This window comes from Amycolatopsis sp. NBC_01480 (assembly GCF_036227205.1).
Lineage (GTDB): Bacteria > Actinomycetota > Actinomycetes > Mycobacteriales > Pseudonocardiaceae > Amycolatopsis.
In genome coordinates this window covers 5,330,212-5,346,493 of sequence record NZ_CP109442.1, presented here as the reverse complement: position 1 = coordinate 5,346,493, position 16,282 = coordinate 5,330,212, and the positions used below count along the sequence as shown (strand labels likewise).

The 16,282-nt window shown below is 69.9% G+C and carries 12 protein-coding genes; 7 read left to right on the top strand and 5 right to left on the bottom strand.

Translation table 11 applies throughout. From position 1 onward, the window contains the following. Nucleotides 1-10: 10 nt before the first annotated feature. Nucleotides 11-2,344 carry a GH92 family glycosyl hydrolase gene (locus OG371_RS25570; protein WP_329057653.1) on the bottom strand — a complete coding sequence of 778 codons (2,334 nt, stop codon included), beginning with the start codon at nt 2,342-2,344 and terminating at the stop codon, nt 11-13. Nucleotides 2,345-2,570: 226 nt separating this feature from the next. On the opposite strand from OG371_RS25570, the gene OG371_RS25565 reads away from it, so the two are divergent. Continuing rightward, nucleotides 2,571-2,774: a hypothetical protein gene (locus tag OG371_RS25565; protein ID WP_091623393.1), complete on the top strand. Its 204-nt coding sequence runs from the start codon at nt 2,571-2,573 to the stop codon at nt 2,772-2,774. A 63-nt stretch (nt 2,775-2,837) separates the two neighbouring features. Further along, nucleotides 2,838-4,796 (top strand): SDR family oxidoreductase, encoded by a 1,959-nt coding sequence (locus OG371_RS25560; RefSeq protein ID WP_329057652.1) that lies wholly within the window; start codon nt 2,838-2,840, stop codon nt 4,794-4,796. 1 nt (nt 4,797) lies between these two features. Here OG371_RS25560 and OG371_RS25555 read toward each other — a convergent pair whose 3' ends face one another. After that, a complete protein-coding gene (locus OG371_RS25555) occupies nt 4,798-6,840 on the bottom strand; it encodes a hypothetical protein (RefSeq protein WP_329057651.1) in 2,043 nt (680 codons plus the stop codon). A gap of 934 nt (nt 6,841-7,774) precedes the next feature. Between OG371_RS25555 and OG371_RS25550 the strand changes: the two genes are divergently transcribed. Further along, entirely contained in the window at nt 7,775-9,544 is a 1,770-nt protein-coding gene (locus tag OG371_RS25550; RefSeq protein ID WP_329057650.1) for a hypothetical protein, read from the top strand. A gap of 41 nt (nt 9,545-9,585) precedes the next feature. Here OG371_RS25550 and OG371_RS25545 read toward each other — a convergent pair whose 3' ends face one another. Then, nucleotides 9,586-10,923, bottom strand: a complete 1,338-nt coding sequence (locus tag OG371_RS25545) for an aminotransferase-like domain-containing protein (protein ID WP_329057649.1) — start codon at nt 10,921-10,923, stop codon at nt 9,586-9,588. Nucleotides 10,924-11,042: 119 nt separating this feature from the next. Here OG371_RS25545 and OG371_RS25540 point away from each other — a divergent pair, with 119 nt between their 5' ends. Next, nucleotides 11,043-11,870 (top strand): ABC transporter ATP-binding protein, encoded by an 828-nt coding sequence (locus tag OG371_RS25540; protein WP_329057648.1) that lies wholly within the window; start codon nt 11,043-11,045, stop codon nt 11,868-11,870. A gap of 50 nt (nt 11,871-11,920) precedes the next feature. Further along, the gene (locus tag OG371_RS25535) at nt 11,921-12,577 is read left to right on the top strand and encodes an O-methyltransferase (protein ID WP_329057647.1); all 657 of its coding nucleotides are present in this window, start codon (nt 11,921-11,923) and stop codon (nt 12,575-12,577) included. Between the two features lie 76 nt (nt 12,578-12,653). Here OG371_RS25535 and OG371_RS25530 read toward each other — a convergent pair whose 3' ends face one another. Together OG371_RS25530 and OG371_RS25525 are read right to left on the bottom strand one after the other, a co-directional pair. Next, a complete protein-coding gene (locus OG371_RS25530; protein ID WP_329057646.1) occupies nt 12,654-14,564 on the bottom strand; it encodes a transglycosylase domain-containing protein in 1,911 nt (636 codons plus the stop codon). A 124-nt stretch (nt 14,565-14,688) separates the two neighbouring features. Further along, nucleotides 14,689-15,411, bottom strand: a complete 723-nt coding sequence (locus OG371_RS25525; protein ID WP_329057645.1) for a FadR/GntR family transcriptional regulator — start codon at nt 15,409-15,411, stop codon at nt 14,689-14,691. A gap of 93 nt (nt 15,412-15,504) precedes the next feature. On the opposite strand from OG371_RS25525, the gene OG371_RS25520 reads away from it, so the two are divergent. Together OG371_RS25520 and OG371_RS25515 are read left to right on the top strand one after the other, a co-directional pair. Then, the gene (locus OG371_RS25520; protein WP_329057644.1) at nt 15,505-16,092 is read left to right on the top strand and encodes a helix-turn-helix domain-containing protein; all 588 of its coding nucleotides are present in this window, start codon (nt 15,505-15,507) and stop codon (nt 16,090-16,092) included. Between the two features lie 23 nt (nt 16,093-16,115). Next, a complete protein-coding gene (locus OG371_RS25515) occupies nt 16,116-16,280 on the top strand; it encodes a hypothetical protein (protein WP_329057643.1) in 165 nt (54 codons plus the stop codon). Nucleotides 16,281-16,282 lie beyond the last annotated feature (2 nt).

Sequence of the window (16,282 nt, the reverse complement as noted above, 5' to 3'; positions counted from 1 at the left end):
TCGGACGAGGTCAGGCCCGGGTCAGTGACGGCGGCGCCTGACGCGGGTCGGCGCCCCACGAGGTGTCCGGCGTCGAGCCCATCGTGAGCCGCAGTTCGCCGCCGCGGACGATCTCCTCGTGCGTCAGCCACGCCCGCCGCAGCGGACGGCCGTTCAGCCGCGCCGAGCGCACGTACACGTTGTCCTCGGAGTTGCCGTCGGCCCGCACGGTGAACGTCGTGCCGCGGCCGGTGGCGAAGCGCACGCGGTCGAACACCGGGCTGCCCAGGATGTACACGCCACTGGCCGGCGAAACGGGGTAGAAGCCCGCTGCGGCGAGCACGTACCAGGCCGACATCTGCCCAGCGTCGTCGTTGCCGGCCAGGCCGTTCGGGCCGAGGCGGTAGGCGTACCGGCAGACGTAACGCGACCATTTCTGCGTGAGCCACGGCGCGCCCGCGTAGGTGAACATGAACGGCATCTGCTGCACGGGCTCGTTGCTGTGGTTGTAATCCTCGTTCCACTTCATCATCAGCTCAGGCGGCGTGCGCTCGAAGATCCCGTTCAGCCGGTCGCTGAACGCCTGGCGCCCGCCCGCGAGCTCGATCAGGCCCTGCACGTCGTGCGGCACGAACCAGCCCTGCTGCTCGGGATTGCTCTCGATGCAGCCGTCCGCGGGGCCCATCCACGAGCCGTCGGCGTTGCGGCCGCGGAACCAGCCGGCGTCGGGGTTGAACAGGTTCCGGTAGTTCTGCGACGTGCGGTACAGCGCGGCGGCGTCGTCCTTCTTGCCGAGCGCCTCGGCGAAGCGTGCGAGGGCGTAGTCGCTGTAGGCGTTCTCGAGTGTCGCCGACAGGCTGTAGGTGACCGAGTAGCCGAGCGACGTCCAGTTCGCGAAGTCCGTGCGGTTGGAACGCGCCGCCGGGCCGAGCGCCACCTCGCGACAGAAGCGGTACGCCTTCTCGACGTCGAAGCCGCGGATCCCCTTGAGGTAGGCCTCGGCGATCACGTTGACCGCGGCGTCGCCGAGCATCGTGTCGGTGTCCTTGCCCAGCAGCTCCCAGCGCGCGAGCCCGCGCACCAGCCCGGCGTCGGTGAGCCCGACGAGCGAGCTGATCGTGTCCTGGACCGAGCCGGGGTCGACGATCGTCAGCAGCGGGAACTGCGCGCGGAACACGTCCCAGCCGCTGAACAGCGTCCGGTGCGTGAACGCGTCCCGGGCCGGCGCGTTGTCGCCGATGCGGTACCGGCCGTCGACGTCGCCGAACACGCGCGGGTCGGTCATCGAGTGGTAGAGCGCGGTTTCGAAGATCTGCCGCTGCTCGGCCGTGCCGCCCTCGGCCGAAACCTTGCCGATCGTCTCGGCCCACGCGGTCCGCGCGCCGGCCGCGGCGCCGCGGAAGTCCCAGCCCGGCAGGTCGTGCCGCAGGTTCGCCCGCGCGCCGTCGACGTCGACGAACGAAACGCCCGCCTTCACCCCAACCTGCTCGCCTGCCGAGACCGGGAACTCGGCGTAGAAACCGAGCTGCGTGCCTGTCCGCTCGGTGACATCGGTGCGGACGTCGGCGCCGTCCCAGGTGCCGAAAACGGTGACCGGCCGCTCGAAGCGCAGCGAGAAGTACACGGTGTACGCCGGGCTCTGCGCGTCGCAGATCCAGCCGCCGCCCGTGTGGTCGCAGCGCATCCAGCCTTCGACGGTGGTGGCGTCGACCTGGCGCACGGACTGCGCGATGGAGTGCGAGCCGTCGCCGCCGATCCGGCGCGTGAGGTCGACCTTGACGCGGCCGGTGCCGGCATCGTGGAAAGTGAAGCGCAGCTGGCCCGCCCGCGTCGCCGCGGTCAGCTCGGTGCGGACGCGGTACCGGTCCAGCTCCACGGAGTAGTAACCGGCGTGCGCGCTCTCGGTTTCCTTGCGGTACGGGCTTTTCGCCTCGTCCCGGCCGAGCACGAGCGGGCCGGTCTGCGGCAGCACCTGGAGATTGCCGAGGTCGCCGTAACAGCCGACGCCGGACATGTGCAGGAAGCTGAATCCCTCGATCGTGGTCATCTCGGCCGAGTAGCCGCTGCCGTTGTCGCCGCCGGAGACCGTGTCCGGGCTCAGCTGCACCATCCCGAACGGCTTCACGGCGCCGGGATACGTCTTCCCGCACGCGGTGTCGGCGGAAGTGGTCACCGCTCCGATGAATGGATCGATCAGATCCACCGGCGCCACTCCCCCGGCGACCGGCGCCGCGCCCGTGGCGACCGGTTCCGCCGAGGCCGGCAACGCCGTCGCAGGCAGGGCCGCCCCCGCGAGCACCCCGCCGGTCGCGGCCAGGAAACCGCGCCGGGAAAGGGAAGTCCGGCTGCCGTCGGGAGTGTCCATCACCGTTTTCCTCCAGGAGCGCCCTCGGCCGTGGTCCACCCACACCTAACGCGAGGCCCGCCGGGATGGTCAACCCAGACGTCGGATGTGTGGGCTTTTCTGTCCCGCCGCTGTCCGGAAAACTCGCCGGTAGGCAATTCGGGTGAACCGGCGTAAGGCGCTCCGGCCGCCGCGGTCACACCCCCGCACAAGCGCCACCACGAGGGTGAATCGGAGGGCGAGGACCGTGTCGGGTCGGGACGAGTGGTCGGTCGGTTGCCGGGATCTGGCGGGCAGGCGGAGGGACGTGACGGTGTTCGTGAGCAGCGACGACAAGATCGTGCTCGTGGCACCACCGGGCGAGGCGGCCGTGCTGGGGCCGCTGGACGTCGGCCGGCTGCGGGCCGCCCTGCGCGACGCCGTGGTGGTCGTCGCGCAGCACCCCGAGTGACAACTACCGTTACTACTCACGAGTAGGTACAGTCGCCGCAGACTCCGAACAGAAGGTGCGGCCATGACGACCTACTTCGTGACGGGCGCGACGGGCTTCCTGGGGAAGCGCCTGGTCGCCCGGCTGCTGCGGCGGCAGGACACCACCGCCGTGCACGTCCTCGTCCGGAACACCTCCCGCGACCGGCTGGCCGAGCTGGCGCGGGACTGGGCGGGTACCGAGAAGCTGGCGCCCGCCGTCGGTGATCTCACCGAGCCGTTGCTGGGCCTCGACCCGGCCGCGTTCGGCGGCATCGACCACGTGGTCCACCTCGGCGCCGTCTACGACCTGACCGCGAGCGACGAGGCCAACCGCGCCGCGAACGTCGAAGGCACCCGCAACGTGCTGGCCTTCGCCGCTGCCGCCCGAGCGGGACTGCTGCACCACGTGTCGTCGATCGCCGTGGCCGGCAACCACGCCGGCCGTTTCGCCGAGACCGACTTCGACCTCGGCCAGACGTTCAGTTCCCCTTACCACGCAACGAAGTTCGAGGCCGAGAAGCTGGTCCGCGCGCAGCGCGACGTGCCCTTCCGGGTTTACCGGCCCAGCGCCGTGGTCGGCGATTCGCGCACCGGCGAGATGGACAAGATCGACGGCCCGTACTACTTCCTGCCCGCCATCTCGCGCCTCGCCGCGCTGCCGCAGCGGCTGCCGATGCCCGCGCCGGAGCTGGGCGCGACGAACCTGGTGCCGGTGGACTACGTCGTGGAAGCGATGGAGTACCTGATGCACCGCGAAGCGGCTTCGGGCAGCACGTACCACCTCGCGTCGCCGCGGCCGCAGAAGCTGGGCGAGGTCTACAACGCGTTCGCGCGCGCCGCGGGCGGGCCCCGGATCGTCGCGACCCTGCCGTCCGGCCCGCTGCGCGCGGTGGCCTCGCGCCTGGCCTCGGGCGTCGACCTGATTCCCGGCGGACGCGCCACTCGCGCCGCAGTGCTGAGCGAACTGGGTATCCCGCTGGAAGTCCTGCCGCACTTGAGCATGGCTGTCGAGTTCGACACCGCGCGGACAACTTCGGAGCTGTACGGCAGCGGCGTCACGCTGGCCGAGCTACGGGACTACGCCGGGCCGTTGTACCGCTACTGGCGCGCGCACCTCGATCCCGACCGCGCTCGTAAGCAGGGGCTCGAGGGACGCGTCGTGCTGATCACGGGGGCGTCTTCGGGCATCGGCCGCTCTTCGGCGCTCGCTGTCGCGCGTCGGGGCGCGAAGGTCCTTCTCGTGGCGCGGCGCGCGGACGAGCTGGAGGAGGTGCGCGCGGAGATCACGGCCGCGGGCGGGCAAGCCGCGGCGTACCCGTGCGACCTGACGGACGGCGACGCCGTCGACGCGCTGGTGAAGGCCGTCCTGGCTGATCACGGCGCCGTCGACATGCTGGTGAACAACGCGGGCCGCTCGATCCGCCGCTCGGTGCAGCTTTCGACGGAGCGGTTCCACGACTACGAGCGCACGATGGCCGTCAACTACTTCGGCCCGGTGTGGCTGACTTTGGGCCTGCTACCGTCGATGGCGGAGCGGGGCTTCGGGCACGTGGTGAACGTGACCACGATGGGCCTGCAGACCGACACCCCGCGGTTTTCCGCTTACCTGGCGTCGAAAGCGGCGCTGGAGGAGTTCGGCCAGACGGCCGGCCGCGAGACTTTGACGGACGGCATCACGTTCAGCTCCGTGCGCATGCCGCTGGTCCGCACGCCCATGATCGCCCCGTCCGGCTACCGCGGCCTGCCCTCCAGTTCTCCCGAACGCGCGGCGGCGCTGGTGGTCAAGGCGTTGGAGGAGCGGCCGCAGATCTTGAGCCTGCCGGAGGGCCGCGCCGCCGAACTGGCCACCCTGGCCGCCCCGAACCTGGCGCGTTTCGTGGTCCACCTGGCGTACCGGGTGATGCCGGAATCCGCGCCGGAAGCCAAGCACCTCCCGCGCGAACCGGCGGTGGCTTCGGTGGCCCGGACCCTGACGCGGCTGATCTGGCGTCGGCGGGCCTGAGCTATTCCTGATCATCCAGCTTGCGCCGCAGGTGCTCAGCCTGGGCGTCGAACTGCTGGATCGCGTAGATCGTCAGAGCAAGCCGATACTGCTCCCAGGCACGGGCGGGGTCGCCTTGGGCGAGGGCAAGGTCGCCGAGCGCTTCCAGAACGATTGCACGGTCGAACCACCGGCCGTGCTCATCCATCACCCGCAGCGCGTAGTTCAACGGCTCGAGAGCATCTTCATACAGCCCGGCTTCGATGAGCTTGATGCCTCCACAGGTTGTGACCTTCGCGAGATTGACAGATTCGTCCTGCCCCATGCCCGCGAACAGCCTGGCGGCTTCGTCGAGCAACGGGAATGCCCGCTCAGGATCTTCGACTCGAGCCAAGAGCAAGCAGGCGATCGCGAGACGCCGGTCATCGCCACTGGCCATGGCGATGACATGGTTGCGTCGCAACGCCTCCCTCGCGCCCGGCTTGTCCCCCTGGTCGGAAAAGGTGAGTCCCAAGCCTTCCAGCGCTGTGCCTTCGGCGATGTCGAGGTTCACTCTGAGGGCAAGCTCCACGGCTTCGGCGAACTCTGCTGCGGCTTTGTCGAGCTCCCAACGGTCCCGGTAGGCGTAGCCACATTGGCTACGGATCACACTGTGCACCCCGTGATTCTCGGTAGCGACGGCGGCGCCGACGCCGAGAGCGCTCGCGCTGAGCAGCTCGTCGTCGTACTTTCCCTTCTCGTACAGGGGGAACAGCAGGAGATTCAGCAGGATTACTTCGTTGTGCCACTGCCTCTTGGCAGCGAACTCGATGCAGGCCAGCAAGTTGGCCCGTTCGGCCTCCAGCCACGCCCAGGCCGCGTCCTGGTCCGCAGCGAAGCGGTCCGGCCAGCCGGCCAAGTGCGGGAAGAACAGCTGTCGCCAGCCCCGCCGACCGGCCACGACCTCCTCGGCTGCAAGGAGCCCATCATGGTAGTAGCGAAATTTTCTCGTAGAGAGCAGCTCGCGCTCCCGCGTCTCGAGCGTGGTGGGTGTGTGGTCCCGGATCCACTCCCGCACCAGATACCGCTCCTCGAAGGGTTCCTCGGCGAGTTTGTAGGCGATCAGCTCGTCCATCGTGGCCCGCACCTCGTCCGCGGAGAGACCGGTGAGGTACCTGATCAGGTCAAGACTGACTTGATCAGTGCCAGGTTCCAGGCCCAGCAAACCGTATACGCGCTGCCCCATAGGCTTCAGACGTCGGTACGCGGCGTTGAACAACGCCGCAAGCGAGATCCCTGTGCCCGGGGACAGCACTTGCAACCGACGCTGCTCATCGCGTAGCGCCTCCACCAGGCGAGCGATAGGCCGGTCTCCGAACCGTCGCACCAGCGATCCGGCAGCGGCCAAAGCTGCGGGCAGCCCTATGCAGCGGCGAACGACCTCCCGGACAGCGTCGATTTCGGCCTCCGCCCGACGCAACCCGATGATGCGGGTCAGCAGCAGCTCAGCCGCGGCATTACCCAGCGGATGCAACTCGACGAACGTCACCGCCCCGGTGACGCAAAGATCACTCAACGGCGCCCGCTCAGTCACCACGACCATGGATCGGCCGGGTCCTGGCAGCAATGTCCGGACCTGCTCAGCCGAGGATGCGCCATCGATCACCATCACGACCGCATGGCCCTCGGTGCTGCTACGAAACCACCCCGCCCGTGCCTCTGTGCTGTCCGGAAGGTCGTTCTTGGCGAAGCCCCACCCGATCAGGAAGTCACCGAGGATGTTCCGCAGTGCGGCGGATTCCCCGGTACGGCTGCCGAGGTCAGCGTAGAACTGCCCGTCCGGATAGTCGTCCGCGCGTCGATGCGCGAGCATCAGTGCCGCCTGAGTTGTCCCGATCCCCGGGGAGCCTTGGATCACCACGATCTTCGGGCCGTCACGATCACCGCTGTGTACGACTGCGTCAGATGCCTTGTCCAGCGCGATGACCTGGTTGGTGAAATTCTCGGTCGGTCGTGGCAGCATTCGGACTGGCGGTGCGACTTTCGATCTACGCTCATCGAGGTAGTCAGCGCTATCGATCTGCACGATGTTTCTTCCGGACCCTTTAGTGTTGCAGGCCTCCCCTGCGCCAGAAGTGCCACTCTTCCCACCCTCGGCCGCGGTACCTTCTGAGTGTCGTTGGACCGACTTGTCATACCAGGCCACCCATCCAAGAAGCCCCGTCGTCACAAGGAGTGCGGTCCCCAGGCCCCATCCCCACTGGGACGTCAACTGATTGGTCAGCAGCCCCACGATCACGGTCAGCAGTACCGCAACAACCGCCATCAGATTCATCCGCCGCCGCTGAAACCACCCAGCCATGCAACTCCCACTCCCCAGACGACTGATGACCACTCGGCATCAGAACCTCCGACCGCACCAATCGAGTAGCTATCGGCGCCCACGCCAAGGTGTGCTTGTCAAGCGCTAGCCGGACACTAGCCGCTGCCGGCTGTCCACACAGCACCTCGCCAGATCATCACCCCGATGGATGGCCGCCACCCCTGTTCGGAAGCATTTCGACCGGGCAGCGTGAACCCGCCCGAACCTCTCGCCGGATAGCTCCCGAACCGTATCTGATCAACATTATTCACTATGCAAATAGAGACAAAACGCCGCGATTTTCCGGCGTAGTATCTAAATTCAAAGACGATCCAGATCCGAAGCAATCTGCATTTCCCGCTCACACCGTGCGGTGATCTCGAACCTTGGCTGTCCGGGTGCCGAAGTCACCCACGATCCTGCGGAGCGCCTCGGCCGTTCTTCTCGCCGAAGTCGCGGCGTAGGTGACGCGCGAGAGCAAGGCCCGCGCTGGGCACCGCCGCGGCGGGCTGTGGACACTGCCACGAGGTGTGGACAAGGCACGGCCGGTGAAGTGGGGGCATGGTCGCTACCATCGCTGTCCAGCCGGGCTGTCTAGGGAGCCTGTCTAGCCAGACAGGGCGGGAAGACAGTGCGAAGCGGGAAGGAAGAGGCCAGCGTGGACGTCGCCAGTCCTGCGCTGCCGTCGGTCGCCGCGGGGCTGCCCAGGCGACGGGCGGTGGTGCGGTGGGCCGTGCACGCCGCGTGGGTGGCGGGGCTCGCGTTCGCGACGGAGTTGCGCGTCGGGAGGTTCGGGTTCCACCCCACGGACCAGGGGTTCATCCTGGCACAGGCCTGGCGGGTGCTGCTGGGCGAAGTGCCGCACGCCGAGATCATCTCCGCGCGGCCGCTCGGGTCGGCGATCCTCCACGTGATCGACTTCGCGCTGCCGGGGCCGTTGTTCTTCTCCTCCAGTGTCTTCGCGATGGTCGAGATCATCCTCGCCACGATCGCGTTCGCCGTGCTGGTGATGCGGCGGCCGGTGCTCACCTGGGGCGTGGGGCGCACGGCGCTGGTCGCCGCCACCGCGTTGATCAACCTCAACGGGTTCCCGCTCATGGCCTGGCACACCGTCGACGGCATCACGCTCACCGCGTGCGGCGCTTGGGCACTGGACGCCGGCCTGCGCAGCGGCAAAACGCTGCCCCGGCTCGGCGGGCTCGTTCTGCTCGGCGCGGCCGTGTTCATGAAGCAGAGCTTCGTGCCCGCCGCCCTGATCGGCCTGGCCTGGACGCTCAGCTACCCCGGCCGCCGGCGCCGCCTGGTCCCCGACGTCCTGGCGCTCGGCGCGTTCGGCCTCGGTTACGTCGCCTGGGTGACGGCCGGCGGCGGCTTCGGCGAGATGGTCACGCAGCTGACCGGCGGCATCCCCGTGTACGGCGAACGCCTGCTCGGCCTGTGGCTGGACGACCCCGCGGCGCTGATGGTCCCGCCGGTGCGCGAGCTGACGTTCTTCGCCGCGATCGCCGTTGTCCTGGTTTTGGTGCGCCTCACCGGCGACCGGCTCGGCGTGGCCGGGCGCGTGGCTTCGTGGCTGCTCGCGCTGGGCGGCGCGGCCGCGGTGGTCTGGACCACGGTTGACGGCCGGTTCACGGGCTCGTCGCGCTGGGCCGACGTGCTGTGGTGGATCCTCGCGATGGCCGTGGTGGTGCACGCGAGTGTGCGCAAGCGGCTGCCGTGGGCGGGGCTGCTGGTGCTCGCGACCGGCTTCATGACCAGCCTCTCCTGGGGCAACGACACCCCGACGCTGCTCACCGGCACCCTCGCGCTCACCGCGCTGCTGCTGGTCGCCGGGATCCTGCCGGAACGCGCGCTGGTGCGAAGCCGCTTCGCCCGCCCCTGGCTGACGGCAACGGCCGGCGTCACCGTCGTCGCGCTGTGCGGCTGGATGGTGGTGGCGCACCACGACGAAGCGGCGTACCACGATCTCTCGCACGACCGGCTCACCGCCGACCTCGGCACGGTCAGCCCAGCCATGGCGGGCGTCCGCACGAATCCCGCCACGTTCGCCTACGTCGCCCAGATCCGCGACTGCCTGAACCAGCACCCGGCCGGCCGGGTGGCGGTGCTGCCGGACAACCCGTTCGCCTACCCCGCTTTCGGCCTGCGCAACCCGTTCCCGCTGGAGTGGCCGCTGCCGGCCGAGATCGTCGGCGACGCGCCCGAGCGCATGCTGACCACCGCCGACCGCCTCAACCACGAGGGCGACTACCTGGTGATCTTCGAAACGGTCTCGAACGAAACCCTCGCCAACGGCGGCCCGGTGCCCGCGTCGGTTCCGCCGGGCACCCCGAACGTCGACTACACCGGGCTGGAGAACGCGATCCGCGCGAAGCTCACCGGGCAGCCGGTGGTGTGTGGCAGTTTTGTGGGCAAATGGGCCTCGTGAGTGTTTATGCCGGTTAGAACCGTCATAGGCACTCACGAGCTTTACTCGACGAGGCTGTCCTCCGGCGCCCCAGCCGCCAGCCCGGCCAGCACATCCAGCGCCGCAGCCAAAGTCTCCTCAGGTGGCGCGGAAACGGCGAACCGCACGGCGTTCGGCGCGTGCCCCGGGAGCACCGCGAAAGCGGCCGCGGGCGAGAGCGCGATGCCCCGGCGCGCGGCCGCCGCCACGAACGTCTCCGCGCGCCACTGCTCCGGCAGCTCCCACCAACGGTGATAGGCAGCCGGGTCGCCCAGCACGCGGAAGCCGGCCAGCCGCTCGTCGACGATCTTCGCGCGCTTCGCGGCGTCAGCGCGCTTCGCGTCTTCCACCTCGGCCAGCACGCCGCCGGCGATCCAGCGCGTCGCCGCTTCCATGGCGAAGCGGGACGCGGACCAGCCGCCCGAGCGCACGGCCGCAGCCAGCCGCGAAGTCCACTGCGCGGGCGTCACCAGGAAACCCGCCGTCAGGCCCGGGGCGACGCGCTTGGACAGGCTGTCCACGAACACCGTCCGCTCCGGCACCAAAGCCGCCAGCGGCGCGGTGTCCGGGCGCAGGAACGTGTAAATGCCGTCCTCGATCACGGGTAAATCCAGCCGCCGCACGGTGTCCGCCAGTTCGGCGCGACGGGCCGCGGGCATGGTCGGGCCGAGCGGGTTGTGCAGCGTCGGCTGGACGTAGAGCGCGCGCACCGGCGCCGCCGCGTGGGCGGCCGCGAGGGCGGCGGGGACCAGGCCGTCGGCGTCGGTCGCGATCGGCACCAGCTCGACGCCCAGCCGCAGGGCCATCGCCTTGACCACGGGGTACGTCAGCGCCTCGACCGCCAGCCGCTCCCCCATCGGCACGAACGCCGAGACGGCCGCCGCGATGCCCTGCCGCCCATTGCCGGTGATCAGCAACGTGCCCGGGTCCGGCGTCCAGCCGCCGCGCGCGAGCAGTCCCGCGGCGGCTTCGCGGACGGCCTTCGTGCCCGCCGCGCCCACCGGGTACAGCGCGTCCGTGAAGACGTCCGCGCGAAGCAGCGGCTCCAGCGCGTACGCCAGCTTCGCGGATTGGCTTGGCAGCACGGCGAAGTTGAGTTCCAAGTCCACCCTCGCGTCACCCGGCTCGGCCAGCGCGGGCTCGGGCGCCGGACGCGCGGCGCGCACGAAAGTCCCTCTGCCGACTTCGCCGATAGCCAGCCCGCGGCGGGTCAGCTCGCTGTACACGCGGGCGGCGGTGGAGCCGGCGATCCCGCGGTCACGCGCGAAGCGGCGCTGCGGCGGCAGGCGGTCGCCGGGACGCAGCCGTCCGGCCTCGATTTCGGCGGCGAGCTCGTCCGCGACGACCCGGTAGTCGTCCATCGTCACCTTCGCTCGCGCCAGGGGATTTGCCGCTCGCATGATGGCACCGGGCCGTCACGGTGGGCGAATGCGACCCACGGAACTCCCCGAACGAGGGTCACTAGGTTAGCCTAGCCTTTGTGGAACAGACGATCGCCGAAGCGCCGCCCCGTGCCGAGCCGCGCCTGCACGCCGAGGCACTGACCCTCGCCTACGACGGGCGCACCGTCGCCCAGCAGCTCGGCGTGGTCATCCCGGACAAGTCGTTCACGGTCATCGTCGGCCCGAACGCCTGCGGCAAGACCACCCTGCTGCGGGCGCTCGCACGCATGCTCAAGCCGCGTCAGGGATCGGTGTACCTCGACGGCGAGGTGATCTCCAGCTACGGCGCGAAGGAGGTCGCGCGCCGGCTGGGCCTGCTGCCGCAGAGCTCCGTCGCGCCGGACGGCATCACGGTGGCCGACCTCGTCGCGCGCGGCCGGTACCCGCACCAGCGCCTGCTGCGCCAGTGGTCCCGTGACGACGCCGCCGTGGTCGCGGAGTCCATGCGCGCCACCGGGGTCGACGACCTGGCCGAGCGGCTGGTGGACGAGCTGTCCGGCGGCCAGCGCCAGCGCGTCTGGATGGCGATGGCACTGGCGCAGCAGACCGACCTGCTGCTGCTCGACGAGCCCACCACGTACCTGGACATCGCGCACCAGATGGACATCCTCGACCTGTGCGCGCAGCTGCACGCCGAGCAGGGCCGCACCCTCGTGGCCGTGCTGCACGACCTCAACCACGCCGCCCGCTACGCCACGCACATGATCGCGATGCGCGACGGCCAGGTGCTGGCCACCGGCACCCCGGCCGAGGTCGTCACGGAGGAGAACGTCGAGAAGATCTTCGAACTCCCCTGCCGCGTGATGCCCTGCCCGGAAACCGGTACCCCGCTGGTGATCCCGAAGGCGACGCGGCGCGGCGACTGACGTCGATCACGCGGGTCGCCGAGTTGCCCTAGATTGGCCGTGGAGGTGCCATGACCCGCGAACTCTGGACCGAAGTCGACAGTTATCTGTCCGACGCGCTGATCCCCGCCGACCCGGTGCTCGACGCCGCGCTGGCCGATTCGGCGGCGGCCGGGCTGCCGTCCATCGCCGTCGCGCCCAATCAGGGCAAAATGCTCTACCTGCTGGCCCTGACGGCCGGCGCGCGGTCGATCCTGGAGATCGGCACGCTCGGCGGGTACAGCACGATCTGGCTCGCCCGCGCGTTGCCGCCCGGCGGCAAGCTCGTCACCTGTGAATACGAGCCGAGACACGCCAAGGTCGCGCGCGCGAACCTGGACCGCGCGGGCTTCGGCGAAGACGTGGTGGACATCCGCGTCGGCGCCGCCCTGGAGACGTTGCCGGGGCTGACCGGGCCGTTCGACTTCGTGTTCATCGACGCCGACAAGGTCAACCTGCCCGGCTACCTCGCCGCCGCGCTTGAACTCTCGCGGCCCGGCACGACGGTCGTGGTCGACAACGTCGTGCGCGGCGGCGGCGTGGTCGACGATTCCGGCTCCGACGCCGCCGTGCGGGGCGTGCGCGGGATGCTCGAGGCGATGACGGGCGACGACCGGCTCGACGCCACGGCCGTGCAAACCGTCGGCAGCAAGGGTTACGACGGGTTCGTGCTCGCCCGCGTCCGCTGACTCACCCGGCCGAGCGACAGGGCCCTGAAGGCCACCTTGAGAGACCATACGTCCCTCAAGGTGGCCTTCAGAGACCTCACGAGCCAGGGCCCCGCTGGAAGGGCACGCCGGGTTTGATCCCCGGCGGCATCAGGACCGGGGAGTTCCAGCGGACCGGCAGCGATTTGTGCGTCTGGGTCATGAACACCCGCCAGACGTCGGCGGGCACGGTCGCGCCGACCAGCTTGGCGCCCGTGGCGTCGAACAGGCGACGATCGTCGTCGGAGCCGATCCACACGGCCGTGGCCAGCTGCGGGGTGTAGCCGATCGCCCAGCCGTCCTGGTTGTCGGTGGAGTCGCCGTGCTGGAACTCGCCGGTGCGCAGCGCTGCGGGGCGGCCGTCGGGCAGGGCGGTCTGGAGCACGCCGGTCACGCCGTCGGCGATGCGCTTGCTCACGCCCGGGTCGGCGTCGAAGGCGGGTTTGGCCGTGTTGTCGTGCTGCCACACGACTTCGCCGTTCTGGTCGAGGACCTTCTCCACCAGGTGCGGCGTGGTGCGCAGGCCGCCGTCGGCGAAGCTCGCGTACGCGCCGGCCAAGTCCAGCGGCCGCAACGGGTACCGGCCGACGGCGATGCCCGAGCCGATCAGGTAACCGTCCTTTTCCCGCAGCGTCCGCGCGCCGTTGATGGTCTCCGGGATCCCGGCGTCGCGCGCCGTCTCGCTCAGCGCGTCGGGCCCGACCTTGCCGGCCAGCCCGATGAACGGGGTGTCCGCGCCCGAGGCCATGGCGCCGCGCAGGGTGCAGGGTTTGCCGCAGCGGTTGGGGTAGACGAACTCCTCGCCCAGGAAGCTGACCCGATCCGGCGCCGGCACCGGCTGATCGGGCGAAATTCCCTTGCGCAGCCCGGCGGCGAGGGTGAACGGGTAGAACGCGGAGCCCGCCGCGTGCTCCGAACCGGCGTAGTCGCGCACGCCGTTGTCGCCCCCGTCGTACGCGCGCACCGCACCGGTCGACGGGTCAACGGACACCAGCCCGCCGCGGAACTCCTTGGGCTCGCCCTTCAGCCGGTCGGCCAGCGACGAGCGCGCGGCGGCCTGCGCCCCGCGGTCCAGCGTCGTCTGCACGGTCAGGTTTCCTTGCTGCAGCCGGGAAAGCGGGAACCCGTCCTGCTCCAGCTCGGCGAGCACCTGCTGTTTGACGTGGTACTCGTCGTAGGTCAGCCGGCTCGCGCGCGTCTCCGACGGCGCCTGGATCTCCGCGCCCGGATACGCCATCGCCGCCGCATCCGCGCCCTTGACATAACCACGCTCGACGACCTTGTTCCGCACGTAATCCCAGCGCTTGGCCGCGTGCGCGTCGCCCGACACCGCGGGGTCGTGCACCGAGGGCGACTGGATCATCCCGGCCAGGAAGGCGGCTTCGCTCCAGGTCATGCTGTCGTCGAGGTTCCGGCCGAAGTACGCGTTCATCGCCGCCGCGGGGCCGAACGTGCCGCGGCCGAACGAGATGATGTTGACGTAGCTCTCGAAGATCTGCTCCTTGCTCTGCTGCTGCGTGATCTTCGTGGCGAGCACCAGCTCCTCGAGCTTGCGTCCGATCGTCGCGTCGTCGTCGCCGGTGGATTTCTTGATGTACTGCTGCGTGATGCCGGAACCGCCACCGACGCCGGTCAGGAAAGCGCGGCCGATGCCGGTGGGGTCGAAGCCGGCGTTGTCCCAGAATGTCGGGTCCTCGGTCGCGATGATCGCGTCGCGCAGCTTCTCCGGCACCTTCGCATACGGCACGAACAGGCGATCGCCCTCGGCCGGCGGGACCTTGAGCAGCTCGCTGCCGTCGGAGTACTTCAGCACCACCGTTTTGTCCAGTGACGCGAGCACGTCCTGCGGGCTGCGGACGTCCAGCAGCAGGTAGGCGATCCAGAACGCGATCAGCGGCAGGCCGATGCCGACGCCGAAAACGCAGTAGGCGACGCGGCGGATCCTGCGCCAGGTGCGGCGACGGGGCACACGGGAATCGTCAGTGCGGTCCTCGGGGTCGGTCGGATCACTTTCGGCAGCACCATCCGTCTCGGCTTCCACGAATGGACGACGTGCGGCCGGGGGAAAAGGTTCTGCGGGATCGGTGAAAAATTCACGCGAGGAAGGCGCGCAGCAGTGACGCGGTGCCTTCGATGTGCTCGGCCATCGCCTGCCGCGCGGCCACCGGGTCGCCCGCCAGTATCGCGTCGACGATCGCCGCGTGCTGGGCGTTCGAGTGCTCCAGATTGGGCTCCAGTAGCGGGATCCGGTCGAGCAGCTGGTTCACGCGCATGCGGGCGTCGGCCATCGCGGTGGTCAGCGAGCCGGACGCGGTGACCTCGGCGATCGCCAGGTGCAGCCGGGAGTCCTTGCGCCGGTAGTCGGCCAATCCGGCGGTCGCGGCCTCGCCGAGCGTGCCGGTGAGGTGGCGGCGGTCGGCCGGGGAGAGCGTGCGCGCGGCGGCGGCCTCGGCGGCCCCGGTCTCCAGCACGTGACGCAGGCAGAGCGCGTCCTCGAACGCCGCGGCGTCCACGTCCCCGGGGCTGCCCTCGGCGGGCTCGGGCAGGCTCTGGTTGACGAACGTGCCGCCGTAACGCCCGCGCCTCGACTCGACGTACCCGGCGTCGGCCAGCGCGCGGATCGCCTCCCGCAGCGTCACCCGGCTGACGCCGAGCCGCTCGGCCAGCTCCCGCTCGGACGGCAGCCGCTCCCCCGCGCCGACCACCCCGAGCCGGATGGACTGGAGCAGCCGCTCCACGGTCTCTTCGAAGGCGTTGCCGGCGCGCACGGGCCGGAACAGTGCCTCCCCCGCGCTCACCACCGACGTCGACTCCACTCCCCGAGTCTAGGCCGGACGGGCGAGACGCCCACGCTCACTCAATTGCAGAGGACTCTTTGCAGAGAAGTCTCTGTGGTCTAGGGTGGGGCCATGACCTCGGACAGCACCGGCCGGAAACAGCGGATCCTCGACGCGAAGACGCTGCGCGCCGTGGCCCATCCGCTGCGGATCCGGCTGCTCGACCTGCTGGAGGAGGACGGCCCGGCCACGGCCACCGGCCTCGGCAAGCGCGTCGGGGAGAGTTCCGGCACCACGTCGTGGCACCTTCGCCAGCTCGCCGACGCGGGCCTGGTCGTCGAGGACACCGAACGCGGTTCCAAACGCGAGCGCTGGTGGAAGCCGGCCCAGGACTCGACCAAACTGCGCGCGGCGGACTTCCTCGACGACCCCGAACTGGCCGGTCCGGTCACCACGTACCTGCACCAGGTCGTCGAGCAGCGCTACCGGGACGAGGCGCAGTTCATCGCCGAGCTGCCGCAGTGGATCGACCGCTGGGCCGACAAGGCGATGTTCGACAACGTCCGGCTCTCCCTGACCCCCGACGAAGCGCTGGCGATGAGCGAAGAGGCGCACGCGCTGATCGAGAAGTACCGCCGCGACCCACGGCCCGGTGACGACTCCGTGGTCACGCACTGGGCGGCGTTCCCGCGCACCGCCCGTCCCGAATCCGAGCAGTGACAGCCAGAACTGGGGAAACAGCCATGCTGCACCACGTCTTCACCGAGCAGTTCGTGCACGACCGCCAGGCCGAACTCCACACGGCCGCCCGACGGCGGCACCGGCCGCACCGCCGTCCTCCGAAGGAGCGCCTCGGCTGGTTCCTGGTGGAGACCGGGCTGCGGCTCACCGCCCGCCCGGCCCACTGAAA

Excerpts from the sequence above, each read along its gene's own strand:
- OG371_RS25570 (WP_329057653.1), bottom strand. The coding sequence starts at position 2,344 with ATGGACACTCCCGACGGCAGCCGGACTTCCCTTTCCCGGCGCGGTTTC.
- OG371_RS25560 (WP_329057652.1), top strand. The coding sequence starts at position 2,838 with ATGACGACCTACTTCGTGACGGGCGCGACGGGCTTCCTGGGGAAGCGC.
- OG371_RS25545 (WP_329057649.1), bottom strand. The coding sequence starts at position 10,923 with ATGGACGACTACCGGGTCGTCGCGGACGAGCTCGCCGCCGAAATCGAG.
- OG371_RS25535 (WP_329057647.1), top strand. The coding sequence starts at position 11,921 with ATGACCCGCGAACTCTGGACCGAAGTCGACAGTTATCTGTCCGACGCG.
- OG371_RS25520 (WP_329057644.1), top strand. The coding sequence starts at position 15,505 with ATGACCTCGGACAGCACCGGCCGGAAACAGCGGATCCTCGACGCGAAG.
- OG371_RS25515 (WP_329057643.1), top strand. The coding sequence starts at position 16,116 with ATGCTGCACCACGTCTTCACCGAGCAGTTCGTGCACGACCGCCAGGCC.